General features: G+C 48.8%; 15 protein-coding genes, 2 tRNA genes and 2 pseudogenes. 6 read left to right on the plus strand and 13 right to left on the minus strand.

Features of this window, described 5'->3' with window-relative positions:
- The first annotated feature begins 10 nt into the window (after positions 1-10).
- Positions 11-556: a cyclophilin-like fold protein gene (locus Z042_RS26440; protein ID WP_236849209.1), complete on the plus strand. Its 546-nt coding sequence runs from the start codon at positions 11-13 to the stop codon at positions 554-556.
- 125 nt (positions 557-681) lie between these two features.
- Here Z042_RS26440 and Z042_RS01480 read toward each other — a convergent pair whose 3' ends face one another.
- The gene (locus tag Z042_RS01480; protein ID WP_024914289.1) at positions 682-1,098 is read right to left on the minus strand and encodes a lysozyme inhibitor LprI family protein; all 417 of its coding nucleotides are present in this window, start codon (positions 1,096-1,098) and stop codon (positions 682-684) included.
- The gene (locus tag Z042_RS01485) at positions 1,095-1,709 is read right to left on the minus strand and encodes a pesticin C-terminus-like muramidase (RefSeq protein ID WP_024914288.1); all 615 of its coding nucleotides are present in this window, start codon (positions 1,707-1,709) and stop codon (positions 1,095-1,097) included. The genes Z042_RS01480 and Z042_RS01485 overlap by 4 nt, the downstream gene beginning before the upstream one ends.
- Positions 1,710-2,274: 565 nt before the next feature.
- On the opposite strand from Z042_RS01485, the gene Z042_RS01490 reads away from it, so the two are divergent.
- Together Z042_RS01490 and Z042_RS01500 are read left to right on the plus strand one after the other, a co-directional pair.
- Entirely contained in the window at positions 2,275-2,835 is a 561-nt protein-coding gene (locus Z042_RS01490; RefSeq protein WP_045784773.1) for an RNA polymerase sigma factor, read from the plus strand.
- Positions 2,836-3,060: 225 nt separating this feature from the next.
- Complete coding sequence (locus tag Z042_RS01500; RefSeq protein WP_024914286.1) at positions 3,061-3,390, plus strand: carboxymuconolactone decarboxylase family protein; 330 nt, start codon at positions 3,061-3,063, stop codon at positions 3,388-3,390.
- Between the two features lie 69 nt (positions 3,391-3,459).
- Here the strand turns inward: Z042_RS01500 and Z042_RS26220 are convergent, their stop codons facing one another.
- The 7 genes and pseudogenes from Z042_RS26220 to Z042_RS01535 all read right to left on the minus strand — a co-directional run bounded on the left by Z042_RS26220 (position 3,460) and on the right by Z042_RS01535 (position 9,691).
- On the minus strand, positions 3,460-3,606 hold the full coding sequence (locus Z042_RS26220; RefSeq protein ID WP_162149764.1) for a hypothetical protein: 147 nt from the start codon (positions 3,604-3,606) through the stop codon (positions 3,460-3,462).
- A 187-nt stretch (positions 3,607-3,793) separates the two neighbouring features.
- Positions 3,794-4,878: pseudogene (locus Z042_RS01505) on the minus strand (IS3 family transposase); the annotation flags it as partial.
- Positions 4,879-4,952: 74 nt separating this feature from the next.
- Entirely contained in the window at positions 4,953-5,285 is a 333-nt protein-coding gene (locus Z042_RS01515; RefSeq protein WP_024910585.1) for a DUF2645 family protein, read from the minus strand.
- A complete protein-coding gene (locus Z042_RS01520) occupies positions 5,282-5,995 on the minus strand; it encodes a hypothetical protein (RefSeq protein WP_024910584.1) in 714 nt (237 codons plus the stop codon). Before Z042_RS01520 ends, Z042_RS01515 begins: the two co-directional genes overlap by 4 nt.
- 14 nt (positions 5,996-6,009) lie before the next feature.
- On the minus strand, positions 6,010-6,489 hold the full coding sequence (locus Z042_RS01525) for an Hcp family type VI secretion system effector (RefSeq protein WP_024910583.1): 480 nt from the start codon (positions 6,487-6,489) through the stop codon (positions 6,010-6,012).
- A 485-nt stretch (positions 6,490-6,974) separates the two neighbouring features.
- Positions 6,975-9,113 carry an ATP-binding protein gene (locus Z042_RS01530; RefSeq protein ID WP_024910582.1) on the minus strand — a complete coding sequence of 713 codons (2,139 nt, stop codon included), beginning with the start codon at positions 9,111-9,113 and terminating at the stop codon, positions 6,975-6,977.
- A gap of 338 nt (positions 9,114-9,451) precedes the next feature.
- The gene (locus Z042_RS01535; protein ID WP_024910581.1) at positions 9,452-9,691 is read right to left on the minus strand and encodes a HigA family addiction module antitoxin; all 240 of its coding nucleotides are present in this window, start codon (positions 9,689-9,691) and stop codon (positions 9,452-9,454) included.
- Positions 9,692-9,796: 105 nt separating this feature from the next.
- Between Z042_RS01535 and Z042_RS01545 the strand changes: the two are divergent.
- A pseudogene (locus Z042_RS01545) lies at positions 9,797-10,970 on the plus strand (IS3 family transposase).
- Here Z042_RS01545 and Z042_RS26790 read toward each other — a convergent pair.
- The 4 genes from Z042_RS26790 to orn form a co-directional block, all read right to left on the minus strand.
- The gene (locus Z042_RS26790) at positions 10,949-11,494 is read right to left on the minus strand and encodes an integrase arm-type DNA-binding domain-containing protein (protein ID WP_081758395.1); all 546 of its coding nucleotides are present in this window, start codon (positions 11,492-11,494) and stop codon (positions 10,949-10,951) included. The pseudogene Z042_RS01545 and the gene Z042_RS26790 overlap by 22 nt on opposite strands.
- Before the next feature lie 145 nt (positions 11,495-11,639).
- Positions 11,640-11,715: transfer RNA gene (locus tag Z042_RS01555), tRNA-Gly, on the minus strand.
- A gap of 66 nt (positions 11,716-11,781) precedes the next feature.
- A tRNA-Gly gene (locus Z042_RS01560) sits at positions 11,782-11,857 on the minus strand.
- A 183-nt stretch (positions 11,858-12,040) separates the two neighbouring features.
- On the minus strand, positions 12,041-12,586 hold the full coding sequence (gene orn / locus Z042_RS01565) for an oligoribonuclease (RefSeq protein WP_024910578.1): 546 nt from the start codon (positions 12,584-12,586) through the stop codon (positions 12,041-12,043).
- Positions 12,587-12,791: 205 nt separating this feature from the next.
- On the opposite strand from orn, the gene rsgA reads away from it, so the two are divergent.
- Both rsgA and asd read left to right on the plus strand, forming a co-directional pair.
- Complete coding sequence (gene rsgA / locus Z042_RS01570) at positions 12,792-13,841, plus strand: small ribosomal subunit biogenesis GTPase RsgA (protein ID WP_024910577.1); 1,050 nt, start codon at positions 12,792-12,794, stop codon at positions 13,839-13,841.
- 83 nt (positions 13,842-13,924) lie between these two features.
- Complete coding sequence (gene asd, locus Z042_RS01575; RefSeq protein WP_024910576.1) at positions 13,925-14,821, plus strand: archaetidylserine decarboxylase; 897 nt, start codon at positions 13,925-13,927, stop codon at positions 14,819-14,821.
- The last annotated feature ends 7 nt before the right edge of the window (positions 14,822-14,828 follow it).

A 14,828-nucleotide genomic window follows, 5' to 3' on the forward strand; every position in this document is an offset into this window, starting at 1 on the left:
AGGAGAATCCATGGACAACAAAATCTTTGAGCCCGGCACAGAGAGCCCATACACTTCTCTGCCCATAGCGGATCGCCGTCACGCCAGACATCTACTGTTCATGTGGCGGCTCGGGCTTGGTCTGCCACTGTTTTTCCTTGCACTGTGTGCTTGCAATGCAACCCAAGCGGCTCTCTCTGTTGCTCAAGCATCCAAGGGGTCGGAAACATCACGCATATGGATGAGCGTTGGCGAACATCGCTTCTCCATCACTCTGGCTGATACCGATGCCGCTCATGCATTCGCCGCCATGTTGCCACTGGCACTGGATATGGAGGAACTCAACGGTAACGAGAAACACGGCGAATTGCTAAAGGGATTGCCCACAAATGCAAGCCAGTCCGGCACAATCCGCAACGGTGACCTCCTGCTGTGGGGCGCGCGCACCGTAGTTGTCTTCTATCGGACCTTCGATTCGCCCTACTCATACACCCGTCTCGGCAGAATAGACGACCCAAGCAGCCTGGCCCAGACACTTGGCCGAGGCAATGTGCAGATGACGTTTTTCAAGGACTAGACATCCGATAAAGGACAGGGGAATACCAGGCAATTACACAATCTCGTTTACAGCCTCAAAAAGAACAGGGAGACATCCTTGCCTCTTTACCTTTACCGATCCACTTCGCCAAAAACTTGGTGGCATCATGAAAATGGCGGTTCATTTTTCAGTGTATCAATACGCCGGTAATTTTCTGATGCGTTGCACATAGCCCCATGTAAATCAAAAGCAACAGAATCTTTTAGGGTACCAGCCGTTAGATATTCACAACGTGTCTTTTTATAGGCCTCCCACGCCAACTGATCTTTTTCAAATGCTTTCTGATATGGTTCATATCCTATTTCTTTTAACTCTGCTCTAACTTCCTTTAATCTGGTTTTTAGTTGTGCTTCTGAGTCAGCCTGCAAACGCGTCAGGCATTCCCATATCCCTGAGTTTCCATCTTCTTTTTTTATATCCTGGCATAGCTGGGGATTTCTATCCCGCAACTCATTGAGTGTTTGTGCGCTGTAGGACAGAATCGGGAAACAGGCCAACACAAAAATAATAACTCTTCTCATCTTCTTCCCCTGTTTGAATCCAGATATCCCGCACGGTCTCTATTCGCCTCATCAACAGACAATTCAGCTTGATTGCGTATAAATTGAATCATACTGTCAATATCATTTCCTGCTGCTACTGGCATCGTGGTTTGTGCTCTGTACCCCTGATAAATGATATCAACCAGTACATCACGGATCGCTGGATGAAGTTCCGACCAGTCAGGTCGATTCTGAATGTTTGCTGTTTTCGTGTTGTACACTGACTGAGCTCGGCTCTCATAAGCTGGGTAAATCTGATTAAACAGGCTCGCCTGCTGCTGCTCGGTAATTTCACCTATGGCGACGCGTTGCTGTTGTACAAATTGCGCTGCCTGACGACCTCTTAACCCTGCACCTTGTGAGATGGCTTGAGCTTGTACGTGCGGTACTCCGGCACGTGTCAGCTCAAAATAAATCTGTCCCTGTGACCGGCTCCCCATGTCGTAACCCCGGCCTATTGTCACCCCTGAAATGCCATGCTGAGGATAATGGATCACTCTGGAATAATTCGGAGAGCTACGGACATTATCGCCTTCGGCATTAAATGTTAAATGTCCACGATTAACGCCATTACTTGCCGCATCTGCCATACCAAAAGCCTCCCTGTTCAATTTTGGTTGGTTCAACGTAACACCCGCACATTGCTGTTACAACTACTCCCTTGTGTTGTTCTCGGGCTACGCAAGATAGGTTTAAACCTTTAATAAATTAATTAGTTACATGACCTAAAGGATGTGTGTAAATGCCGGTTTCAATTGCAAGGTCGCTCATGGGCATTTGCTGATGCAGCCAGATATTATGGACAAAGGCTAGTATTGATGCAGGTGGAAACAAGCTATTTCTTTTTATAGATTCCAGGGTTATGCCCAGAGGCGTAATGCAGTCTAGCAGGCGATCTGTTTCATTGGTTCTTTAGAACGCACATTTGCATCTCTTAATAGCTTATAGAGGCCGAGATATATAAAAAATGAATCCTTTTAGTGTAATTGCTCCTCTATATCTTCAATGTAGTGCCGTTCCTGAACTATGAGGATATGTATATGTTTTATTGTAAGTCCAATCTACCCAGTACCGAGAAGCTTATCCGCACTACTCTAATATTTTGCTCAGTTTGCACACTTTCGGGAAAAAAAGCTTTAGAGAGGAGACGAGATAATGCGCGTCTCTGATCGGCTTATTGAGGCCGCCTGCGCTGGCGACAAGGCCGCAATCACTCAGCTACTGACAATTTGCCAACCAGACCTAAAACGGTTTGCGAGGAGAACTTGCGCCAATAGTGAGGATGCCGAAGACGCCGTGCAAATTGCTTTATGGCAATTATATACAAAAATCGGGGCTCTAAGGACGATAGGGGCGTTTGCGACTTGGCTATTCCGTATCGTTGAAAGGGAATGCTACCGATTGTTTACCGGGCGCAAGGACACCTTACCTCTGCACGCCGTGGATTCAGAGGCAACTCAGGCTCCGCTAACCACGACAGACTTACAAACCGATCTTACCGTTGCAATAGAAGCGCTCCCCGATAACTATCGTGCAGTACTAATTTTACGCGATGTGAAAGGGCTAACGGCACAAGAGGTCGCAATTCAGCTAGGCATAACTGTTGAAGCAATAAAGAGCCGATTACATCGCGCCCGAACCATGGTGAGAGAGAAACTGGTGGCTGGTGGATATTGGAACGCTACAACGACTTCAAAAGTTACTAGGGAAAAATGAATATGTATTGCAATACATCAATCACTCTCCATTTGCTTCGTGGTGTCGCCGCACTTGCTCTTCTTATTACTGCATTTTTAGCTCATGTGCATGCGTTGGTTTTTATTCTGCTACTCGGTGCTGCATTTATGCTTTTACGTGGATGCCCGATGTGTTGGCTAGCAAGTTTGTTCGAAAGGCTGCAATCACGTAAATCAATTTCATTTGAAAACAAGGATATCAGTCATGAGTGAGTACCAGTCCCCCAAAGATTTTCAGCATATTTCCAAGCTTCTCACTTTAGCGAAAGAAGAAGGTGAGGCATTCATGGCCTTCGACCACACCGCAAAGCGAGCGAACGGTACTATCCCACCTAAAGTCAGGGAGTTTATTTCGCTCGCTGTTGCCCTTACTACACAATGCTCCTATTGCCTTGATGTCCATACGAGAGCAGCCAAGAAAGCAGGGGCTACTGCCGAAGAACTCGCAGAACTGATTTCAATTGCGGCATCAATTCGAGCGGGGGCGACCATGGGGCACGGCCTGATGGTGATTCGTCTATTCGAGGAAGCATAGTATATATCTGTTCGCACAAAGGGCGGTTTTCCAGGCTGTCAGCCCGCTGTACCGTTCTGACAGCCCTATTCAGGCATGTTTCTTGTTATGCAGTGTCAGCTCTTCTGTCATTGGCGGATTTTGGGGCTCAGTTGCCAGTTCCCGCCACTCATCCAGCCAATTCTTCCATTCCTGCATCATCTGCTGCCGTTGTAGGAGAGCTGGGCTTCGATCCATTCTTTTTGATGGCCGAGTTCGTTTAAGGCGGTTGAGAGCGCATCGCGTTTTTCGGTTTTGTGTTGAGCAGCAAGAACGTGCTGGCGGGTGATGTTGAGGCAGATCCCTCCCCATCTTTGAGGGTATAGGGTTTGTGGGTGATTCTGGTGTAGTCCCTCCAGTTTTTAGTACACCGCCAATGAGGATCTCCGGCCAGTTTTTGCCTCGCATAGATAACCGGTGGCATATCACCCAGTGAGCTATGTGGGCGTTCCTCGTTATATTCTGTGCGCCAGTCTTCTGTGAGTTCACGTACTTCAGACAATGTTCTGAACAGATACATATCAAGTATTTCTGTTCGCAACGTTTTGTTAAATCGCTCGATAAATCCGTTCTGCATCGGCTTTCCGGGCTGAATAAAATCGAGTATCACTCCATGCATCTCTGCCCACTCGGATAAGGCTGCGGCAGTGAGTTCTGGCCCGTTATCACTTCGTATATAAGTCGGGTAGCCGCGTTCTGCACTTAATCGCTCCAGAATGCGCACAACACGATGAGCCGGTATATTCAAGTCAACTTCGATTGCCAGTGCTTCCCGGTTAAAGTCATCAACTACGTTAAATAACCGGAATCGCCGCCCGTCGCTCAAGGCATCACTCATAAAATCAACTGACCAACAGTGGTTCATTTTATGTGGAATAACCAACGGCTGTGGATGCCTGTTCGGTAAGCGTTTTTTTCCTTTGCGTCGGAAGTTGAGTTTTAACAATCGATAGATCCGGTAAACCCGCTTTGCATTCCACAGTAATCCTGCTTGGCGTAACTTATTGAACATAAGTCCAAAACCATAGGCCGGATACTGATGCGCCAGTTTTTGTAGCGCCTCAACCACAGGCAGATCCCGTACTGTGTTCGGGCAATAATGCAACAGGCTTCGACTGATACCGATAATCCGGCACCCGCGTCGTTCGCTGGCCTGATGTTCCGTCATGACGTAACGCACCAACTCACGCTTTTCGGGTACCGTTAAAGTTTTTTTGAAACAACATCCTTAAGAATTTCATGATCTAAGCTCAAGGAAGCATACATCTGCTTTAACCGACGGTTTTCCTCTTCCAGCTCTTTCATTCGTTTGATATCAGAGGACTCCATGCCGCCGTATTTAGATTTCCAGTTATAATAGCTGGCTTCCGACACACCGTTTTCACGGCACACATCCTTCACATGCCGACCCCCTTCAACTTCTTTCAGGACCCTGAGGATCTGAGTTTCAGTGAAACGCGCTTTCTTCATGATGAGCCTCCATTGGTTGCATTTTAACCAGAGAACTCCATTAAGCGGTAAGACTAAATTCAGGGGGGACTACATTAGCACACAACAAACCGGCCAAAGAATATCCACCCACCGTAGAGAACAACGCCCAGAATTACGGCAGCGTAATACCCTGTCTTGTATCGGTTGCCAATGTAAAGGTTGCGCAAGAGTGCAACCAGCAGTGGGGTGATCAGAAAGAATGCAGCAATGCCTGCCTGGATACTACGGTTACCGAATGACTGATGGGGAATGCTACACACGCTGTCGCCCGGTTCAAGCATCCAGTCGTATTTGTTGAGCGAGAAGAATTCAATGGCAAAGTAGGCAAATGCAAAGTAGCCCACCATGGAAAGGAGGTCGATGATTTTTTCTTTGTCTATTTTCATATCAGCCCCAGCAGTTTTCTGATGTGGTTCCGAATCTGCAGGATTCGCGCCCCGTAGGAGATGTAGTCGAACTCAATGGAACCGCGTGGCGGTTTCATGTGGATGAAGCGGATAAAATCGCTGAGAGATCTTTCTGTACCCCGGTTGTAACGGATCCCGGCTAGCATGTATTGTTCGTCGGTCAGATAGAGGGTTGCGGTGTCGGGGTAGTCATAAAGGATCATGTCCCGTAGGTGTTGTGCAACGATCCAGAGATTAAAATCGTCTTCCATCAGGCAGCTTGCCAGTTCAAGCTGATCCCGGGTTGTGAGGGTATGGGGGTTAAGACCCAGAGTTCTGGCGGCCACCTGGAGCTGCATGGCAACGGAACCAAAGGAGGTTTTTTCTGTCGGGTAGGCTTTCAGGCGCAGCACACGTTTTATTTCCAAGACCTGGAATTTGTATTCTTCGGGCATTCCGCCTGATTCGATCCAGGCGACGCCGCCCAACAGTTCGGGCAGGATGCCTGCCTGATAGGCGTATTTGATGATTTTTTCTTTGTTGTATCCGACGTAGGCGTCTTTGTAAGCGTTTGAGTAGTATTCTCCGCTTTTGCGCTCAGGGTTGTTTCGAGTCAGTTTCCATAATAGTGCATCGACTTCTTCCCACTTTCTGAATCCGGCCTGCCGGATGTCACAGAATTTGTTTCGGGCAACGATGGTGTTTCTCATGGACTCCCCTCCTCTTAATACACGCGCTCGTCCCAGATGCTGTAGCCGCCAGTTCCGGCGATGTGGTGTTTCCAGTCGATGCTTTTGTAGCCAATGGAGATCATTTCTTCGGGCTGGTTGTCCGCGTGGGTCAGGGCATGCGGGTAGGACACGGTAATGTTGGTCAGGGTCGCGCCTGTGAGTTTGATGGAGTAGTATTTTTCCTGTGTGCCGGTCTGGCTGGTGCGGTAGAAGTCAAACAGGAGTTCGAGTTCTTCGTTGTTGGTGATGGCGATACCAAGGAGCGGGGAGGATTTGTCGATGGGTTTGCAGAATTTGACCGGGTGATGGCTGGTGTGCTGGCTGCGGCTGATGGCATGGTCAAACTGGAGGACAAAGGTCTGGTCTTTGTGTCCGCTCTGGTATTTGTTGCCAATTGAGTCGAGGGTGCAGCATCCGGCTGAGATGAGTCCCTGTTTTTTGCCTGTAATGGTCACATAGATGTTGTTTGCCATGTCAGTCTTGTCCTTTGGGTGGTTTGCCTCCGAAAGGCCGTTCCTTGCCGGAGGGTGTTCGGTAAAGCGCAATTCGACTGGTGGAAATACAAACAGGGAAACAAATAAACAAAAAGATCGTGCAACGGGAGCTGCCAGTGTCTTATGACTTTTTATGCTGGCGCAGTGACTGTTTTTTATGCTCCGGATTCTAAGAAAGTCACCGGGGGAATTCAATGGACAGGTAAGGTTTATTTATGCGAATTATATCAATCGGGTGATCGGTGGATACTGGCGCTGCCGTGCCTGCCACAGGTCATACGCCCCCTGCTCTGCCAGATATTGACGTGCCTGCCCCGCCAGCTCCGAGTTGACGCTGCATGAATATTTAATACTGTCGATAACTACCCTCGTGAATAATTTGAATTTACTACTAATTTTTTTACTTACTTCACTCCATCAAATCTTTACCTCAACCGTATGCAGGCTGTTGTGCCTGATATAGCTCAATGATCATTTTGTGAGATATCCAGGTTGAACTTGAGTTTGCTTTGATAAACACCAATCCGCTTCTTCGCTCGTTCTATCACATCGCTAAAGTGCAGTATCTCAAAATAAATTTCGCCAAGCGGTTGTCTGGTACTAGGATCTGAGAACGTATCTGACCGGAACCACCCTTTCCCTGTCGGAAATGATGTCCATCCACTCAGGCGTAAAGGATTTACTGTATCGCCAATTAGATAACCATAGAATTTTTTGAGCTTTCCACCCGACTTTGCAGCAAGCAGATGAGCATATTCTGAGAGATCTCCAGTATGCGCATCCATTGAAACACCTGGTGCCTTAAATTCAACGATTATTGCTGACCCCTCCTTACTAAAAAGGGCTATATCAGGCCTTTTTGCTCCATTATCGCTGGCTCGTTCTGCAAGTAATTTCTGAAAACTCTGATCAATATCGCTTTCAAATACTTTCCCACCAGTGTCCCACTCAATTTGTGCAAGTGGGATATCTGAAGCGATATAGTCATAATAATGATATTCCTCGCTTAGAAGCCAAATATCGTGATCAACACACTCAGTGCTGTCCTTTCGCATTGGGAAGAAAATACTATGAATGATTCGCTCATCTTTACGTCGGCCATTATCAGTGACAGTCTGCATCGCAAGACTTTTACTGCATGCCAAATCCAGAATTTCGACTATCGCTGCCCGACGAACAATGAGTTGAGACAAATTCGCCATATCAAAATTCTTGAGCGATGAAGTGTATTTCCATGAAAGCTCATTGATCTTTTTCCGAAATTCATCAGAATCTGGCTCAACTTGGATTATTTCTTCCTTTAGATGGAATATTTCGGCGGTTTCATCAATAACCCTTTCCTGATATTTCTTCAGGACACGCTCGACAATTGTTTGTGCCGATTCGCCATAAACGATACGGGTTGATGTATCCTGAAGCATAGCTTCACTGACCCCAAATTGTTCGGTGATTTCTTTGAGAACCTCTTCTTTTTTCCAGTTCGCAGGCACAACCATTGCGTGAATAACTGGATCAATTGCATCATGAATTGCAGCATAAGAAATCTTTTCAGACGAAAACATATCATCACAGGGGAGCTCTGCTGGGATGTTATCGAAATCGTCACGCTGCTCATTCACATGCTGATCCAGATAGTCGCTCTCGATCAAAACGATATGATGAAAACCACCTACGGGATGGTTCTGCTCCGTTCGAGTTCGTAAATATCGAGGCGTAATATCTTTTACTGGGGATGACTTCGCACAAAATGCTATGGCATTTCTGGGAAGGCCATACAGCCCAGCATCAAGCTGGTAATGAGAAAGTTTGAAATGTTGATATGTACCAAGGTTGTCACCTGTACGCGAGTCACGCTCTTCAACGCTGATTACACGGCTGTCTGTCACAGTGGGCAAATCAGAACGTCTCAAACTGTCGCTCTGTTCTGCTCCCTTCCAGTGGCTCGTCCTGAAATTTATTTCAAAATCACCCAGACGACAATCAAGTCCTATCAATCGCTGTAGAAAAGCAACAAGTATTTTTTTCTTGAGGGTCGATGCAGAAAAAAGCGCACTTAATGCGTCACTTTGCACAATTCGGTTTCGCACAGGCTCTTTGAGTTTTTCGAGCCTGACAATTGTGCCGACTGCACCCTCGTTCTCAGTAGTAAAACTGAAATCATCCGCATTAATCTGCTTCTGTGGCTCTAAATAATGCATCTCGCACTTGATGATACTTTTTCCATCACGATAGGTACTATCAATCGAGAGAGCAGAAAAATGATGGAAAAACTGTATTCGACCTGCCCCCTTGCACTTGCCAATCCCTGAAATGGAGAGATCATCTTTATAAGATGTATCTTTGGTCAGAAAAGCCTTGAGTTGCTCTTCTCCCAAACCACATCCATTATCTGTACAGGAAATCGCCATTTCCTCCCTATCTTCAAGCATATCTACAGGCGAAAAATCGACCTCTATTTCAACCTGCATACTCGGTGCAGAAGGTTCGCGATCCTTCCGTATGAGGTAAGCATCTATGGCGTTGGAAATTAATTCTTCAAAAACAACATAAGGGTTGGAGCTAAGCTTTGTGTTTTTTATGCTTCCTCTGATATCAAGTGTCATCTTTGTCTCAACTGTGATCAAGTCGCCCTAAAATTATGATATAGAGATTGTAATTCAGATTGTCTATACCCCTAATTTTTCCTCGTAGTACATAAGACTGCCCATAGGTTTCATTGAAACTTTAGAGCAACATATTGATATCATTGTCATATCCAAAATTTTCAAACCTTCATGTTGCAACAATATCTCCTATTAGCCGCCACAAAACGAGATACGGTTGACATTACAGATAATTTTGCTTCAAACGTTCTCTTCTAACAAGCTCAACCTATGTAGTGGCATACTGAATTTGGCCACCTAAACATAGAGACAAAGAAATTCAACGAGAAAAGGTTGGTTCATATAATTTGAACTAATCGTGTGATGGTCGGATGTTCGCGCTGTCTGGCCTGCCACAGGTCATACGCCCCCTGCTCTGCCAGATACTGACGTGCCTGCCCCAGCCCTGCCAACTCCAACCGCACCGCCAGATCCGCGCTGATCGCCGCCCGACCATTGAGCACCGTCGACAACTGCCCCCGCGAATACCCCAGATGTGCCGCCAGTGCGGTGATACTCAGCCCAAGTGCAGGCAACACATCCAGGCGCAGCGCCTCTCCCGGATGCGGGGGTGTAGTGGCACACTGAATTTGTCCACCTAAGTTGAGGTGTTATGCTCACCTCAAACTCTTACAGGTGAACCAATGAGTAAAGTATTTACTGCTGAATTTAAACTCGAGACTGCAAAGCTGGTTCTCGACCAGAATTACACTTATTCAGAAGCGGCGAAGGCGATGAACGTCAGTCTGTCGGCCATCAACCGATGGGTAAAGTCGCTTCGTATGGAGCGTAAGGGAAAACGCCGCCAGGGCTGCCTCTGACGCCAGAGCAAATTGAGCTCAGAGAGATGAAAAAACGAGTGCAACGTCTTGAAATGGAGAACGATATATTAAAAAAGGCTACAGCTCTCTTCATGTCGGACTCCCTCAACAGCTCACGATAATCGACACGATGAGGGCGCTGTATCCGGTAAAAACGTTGTGCCAGATTTTTGCGGTTCATCGCAGCAGCTACAGGCACTGGCGGGGCCGAACTGATGAACCTGACGCTGAACGCATCATTAAGCGCAGCCAGGTCAGAGAGGTCTGGAATACCAGCGGCGGCTCCGCCGGTGCCCGGAGTATCGCGACCGCGACCATCGTCACAGCCAGGCACAATGTCAAAATGAGCCGCTGGTTGGCCGGTAAGCTGATGAAAGAGCTGGGTATCGCCAGTTGCCAGATACCCGCTCACAAACACAAGCGCGGGAGCAACGAACACGTTGAGATACCCCATCTTCTCGACCGCCAGTTCGCAGTGACAGCGCCGAACCAGGTCTGGTGTGGCGACGTGACCTATATCTGGACGGGCAAATGCTGGGCCTATCTGGCGGTAGTTCTGGACTTGTTCGCTCGTAAACCAGTAGGTTGGGCGATGTCGTACTCGCCAGATACAGTACTGACTGCCAAGGCTCTCCAGATGGCTTGGGAACTACGTGGTCGCCCTGAGGGGGTGATGTTCCATAGTGAGCAGGGTAGCCACTATACCAGCCGTAAGTTCTGCCAACTGCTGTGGCGCTATCGGATAACACAGAGTGCAAGCCGCAAGGGTAACTGCTGGGATAACAGCCCGATGGAGCGGTTCTTCCGGAGTCTGAAGAGTGAATGGGTACCGACGACAGGCTACGGGGATCTGGCAGAAGCACAATCATCCATAATCCGCTACATCACGGGTTACTACAGTGTTCTTCGCCCCCAATGGTATAACGGCGGTCTAACGCCAAATGAATCTGAGCGACTGTTCTACGAACAGTCAGGTCATGTGGCCAAAATTAGTTGACCACTACATCCACGGTTTTCGATGTGTCGAAGGGTGGTGAGGATTTCTTTTTGGGTGATGTCGGTCAGTGGGAGGTGACCTAATCCGGGCAGGAGGTCTTTACGCAGGTAGCGTTCGCTCTGGATGCGGGTGCTTTGGCGGTTTTTGAGGTCAGGGCCGAGTTTTTTGAGTTTGAGGGTTTTCCAGTGGTCAACGAATTCGCCAAAGGTGATGCTGGGGGTGGTTTGTGTTTCAGAGGTCAGGTTGTATGTTCTGGGGTCGATACCGTTGGCAAGCATGACCCGGGCATCGTCACGGCGCTGACGGGCGGTGTTGAGATTGATGTCGGGGTAGGTGCCAAAGGAGATGCGTTGTTGTTTGCCCTGCCAGTAGAAGCGGAAGTGCCAGAGTTTGCCGCCGGCGGGTTCGATGCGTAATGACAGTCCTCTTCCGTCTTTGAGGCTGTAGGGGGTGGTCTGGGGTTTGGCACAGCGTATTTTAAAGTCGCTCAGACTGGCAATACAGAAAGGTATGGATGTACTTATTGGATCAGGCCGATGTACTTAAAGGTGTACTTGTTGCGTTCGGCTTTAATGGGATATCGCTGGATATCTTTGGACTGGAAAATCGCGTAACGCTTTGATTTTTTGTGTGTATTTAGAACGTAGTGGATGTCTAAATACTAGGAATTGGAGCGGGAAACGAGACTCGAACTCGCGACCCCGACCTTGGCAAGGTCGTGCTCTACCAACTGAGCTATTCCCGCATCGTATGGGTATGACGTTGACGCTATTTCTTATTTATCAAGCAAATTCAATCATAAACTTGAATTTGGAGCGGGAAACGAGACTCGAACTCGCGACCCCGACCTTGGCAAGGTCGTGCTCTACCAACTGAGCTATTCCCGCCCGGCGTATCGATAGCCAAATCTTATGAAATTCTTCATCGGTACGGGGTGCGCATTATACGAGAAATCCTTTCTGCCGCAAGCCCCTGAAAGCAAAAAAACATGAATTTTGTTTGATTGCTGTTTTAAACGCCAAAGCGGTGAATTTATCACCGGCCTGGCGCTCAGAGGGCATCATCCCCCTTTAAAGCTGGATGAAATGCTCACGGTAATACGCCAATTCCGCCACTGACTCACGGATATCGTCCAGCGCCTGATGAGTCCCCTGTTTCTTGAAACCCGGCAGAATCCCGGGCTTCCAACGGCGCGCCAGTTCTTTTAACGTGCTGACATCAAGATAACGATAGTGGAAGTAAGCCTCCAGCAGCGGCATATAGCGGAACAGGAAACGGCGATCTTGGCCAACACTATTACCACAAATTGGCGACTTTCCGGCTGGCACCCACTCCTGTAGAAACGCAATAGTGGCCAGTTCGGCAGCCCGCTCATCAAACTGGCTGGCTTTCACCCGCTCCACCAACCCACTGCCGCTGTGGGTACGCACGTTCCAGTCATCCATCAAGGCAAGTTGTTCATCAAGTTGATGTACAGCGATCACTGGCCCTTCAGCAAGGATATTCAGATTGGCGTCCGTCACCAGCGTCGCGATCTCAATAATGCGATCGCGTTCAGGATCTAACCCGGTCATCTCCAGATCGATCCAAATCAGGTTATTTTCGTTTCCTGTCATGATAATTCCTGCATAAAAGCCGAAAGATAAACCAAGCGTGGGCAAACCCACAGCCAGTGGCGGCTAACAACGGTTATTTAATATAAAATAGCGTGTATCATAGTCTTTTTGGTCACCCTGAGCGATATACCCGATAGATTTCATCCTATAGCAAGGCAACTATGTGAAAGACAACGGGTATAAAAACCGATTCAAGTGAGGCGCAGTGAGTAAGAACAAACTGTCCAAAGGTCAACAGCGCCGCGTGCAGGCAAACCATCAGCGTCGCCTTAAACGCACTGATAACAAACCGGAACTGGATGATTCCCAACTGGGCGAACCACAAGAGGGGATCGTCATCAGCCGTTTCGGCATGCATGCCGACGTTGAAGCCGCAGACGGCACCCAGCATCGTTGCAACATCCGCCGCACTCTGCGTTCGCTGGTAACCGGCGATCGCGTGGTATGGCGCCCCGGCATAGGCACACATGACGGAGTTAAAGGCATTGTTGAAGCCGTGCATGAACGCACCTCAGTACTGAACCGCCCCGACTTCTACGACGGCGTGAAACCAATTGCCGCCAATATCGATCAGATTGTGATCGTCTCGGCGATCTTGCCTGAACTTTCACTCAATATGATTGATCGTTATCTGGTGGCCTGTGAAACGCTGGAAGTTGAACCATTGATCGTGCTCAACAAAATAGATTTGCTGGACGCTGAGGCCCGTAAACGGGTTGACGGCATGATGGCTATCTATCGCCGCATCGGTTACCGCGTTTTGGAGGTTTCCAGCCGAACCCGCGAAGGAATGGCAGCCTTTGAGCAGGCGCTGGCGGGCCGTATCAGCATTTTTGCCGGGCAGTCCGGCGTTGGTAAATCCAGCCTGCTGAACGCCCTCTTGCCGCCAACAGAAAAGCAAATTCTGGTAAATGAGGTTTCCGATGTTTCCGGCCTCGGGCAACATACCACCACGGCGGCACGGCTGTATCACTTCCAGCATGGTGGGGACGTGATTGATTCTCCTGGGGTGCGTGAGTTCGGCCTGTGGCATTTGGAGCCGGAACAAATTACCCGTGCCTATGTCGAATTCCGTCATTATCTGGGGGGCTGCAAATTCCGCGACTGCCGCCATGATACCGATCCGGGCTGCGCCATCCGCGCAGCCATGGAAAGTGGGGCCATAGCGGCAGAACGTTTCAATAATTACCATCGTATTCTGGAAAGTATGTCGCAGGTAAAAACCCGCAAAAACTTCCCGGAAACGGATCACTGATCACACCCGGTGAATTTCGAGTCAAAGGCAGCTCATGGCACTGCGGCTTGAAAAACCAGGGAATACTCTTTCATGAGGTTAACGTGCTAGACAGCATCAAAATTAAACTACAGTATTGGCTGCCAAAATTGGCGTTGACCCGTCTCGCAGGTTGGGGGGCAGAGAAACAGGCTGGTGGCTTGACCCGCCTGGTGGTCAAAGCCTTTGCTCGCTATTACCGCGTGAATATGCAGGAAGCACAGAACCCGGATTTAGCCTCTTACGCAACGTTCAATGAGTTTTTCGTTCGCCCCCTGCGTGAAGGCGCACGTCCAATCCTGGCAGAGCCTCATGTGCTGACACTCCCCGCCGATGGGGCCATCAGCCAGCTTGGCCCCATTCATGGCGATCAGATTTTCCAGGCCAAAGGCCATCATTACAGCCTTGAAGCGCTGCTGGCAGGCAACTATCTGTTGGCTGAGTTATTCCGTAACGGCCTGTTCGCCACCACCTATCTGGCTCCAAGCGACTACCATCGTGTTCATATGCCCTGCGACGGTACCTTACGTGAAATGATCTACGTCCCTGGCGATCTGTTCTCGGTAAACCCACTGACCGCGGCTAACGTCCCCAACCTGTTTGCCCGTAACGAACGCGTTATTTGTGTGTTTGATACGGCTATCGGCCCGATGGTGCAGATCCTGGTCGGTGCCACTATTGTTGGCAGCATTGAAACCGTTTGGGCAGGCACCGTCACGCCGCCGCGTGAAGGTATTATCAAACGTTGGACTTACCCAGCCGAAGGGATGGCCGATGCTATTGAGTTGGCAAAAGGTGAAGAAATGGGCCGCTTTAAGCTTGGTTCCACGGTGATCAACCTGTTCACGCCGGGCAGCGTGCAATTCGCTCCACAGTTGCACAATGGCACCATCACTCGTATGGGAGCCGCTTTTGCTGAAATTGCCGCTGTGCCAAACGCAGCTGCCACGCCGCAAACCTGAAGGAATT

Origin of the sequence: Chania multitudinisentens RB-25, from assembly GCF_000520015.2 — a bacterium.
GTDB classification, from domain to species: Bacteria; Pseudomonadota; Gammaproteobacteria; order Enterobacterales; family Enterobacteriaceae; genus Chania; species Chania multitudinisentens.

Excerpts from the sequence above, each read along its gene's own strand:
- Z042_RS26440 (WP_236849209.1), top strand. The coding sequence starts at position 11 with ATGGACAACAAAATCTTTGAGCCCGGCACAGAGAGCCCATACACTTCT.
- Z042_RS01480 (WP_024914289.1), bottom strand. The coding sequence starts at position 1,098 with ATGAGAAGAGTTATTATTTTTGTGTTGGCCTGTTTCCCGATTCTGTCC.
- Z042_RS01485 (WP_024914288.1), bottom strand. The coding sequence starts at position 1,709 with ATGGCAGATGCGGCAAGTAATGGCGTTAATCGTGGACATTTAACATTT.
- Z042_RS01490 (WP_045784773.1), top strand. The coding sequence starts at position 2,275 with ATGCGCGTCTCTGATCGGCTTATTGAGGCCGCCTGCGCTGGCGACAAG.
- Z042_RS01500 (WP_024914286.1), top strand. The coding sequence starts at position 3,061 with ATGAGTGAGTACCAGTCCCCCAAAGATTTTCAGCATATTTCCAAGCTT.
- Z042_RS26220 (WP_162149764.1), bottom strand. The coding sequence starts at position 3,606 with ATGGATCGAAGCCCAGCTCTCCTACAACGGCAGCAGATGATGCAGGAA.
- Z042_RS01515 (WP_024910585.1), bottom strand. The coding sequence starts at position 5,285 with ATGAAAATAGACAAAGAAAAAATCATCGACCTCCTTTCCATGGTGGGC.
- Z042_RS01520 (WP_024910584.1), bottom strand. The coding sequence starts at position 5,995 with ATGAGAAACACCATCGTTGCCCGAAACAAATTCTGTGACATCCGGCAG.
- Z042_RS01525 (WP_024910583.1), bottom strand. The coding sequence starts at position 6,489 with ATGGCAAACAACATCTATGTGACCATTACAGGCAAAAAACAGGGACTC.
- Z042_RS01530 (WP_024910582.1), bottom strand. The coding sequence starts at position 9,113 with ATGACACTTGATATCAGAGGAAGCATAAAAAACACAAAGCTTAGCTCC.
- orn (WP_024910578.1), bottom strand. The coding sequence starts at position 12,586 with ATGACAGGAAACGAAAATAACCTGATTTGGATCGATCTGGAGATGACC.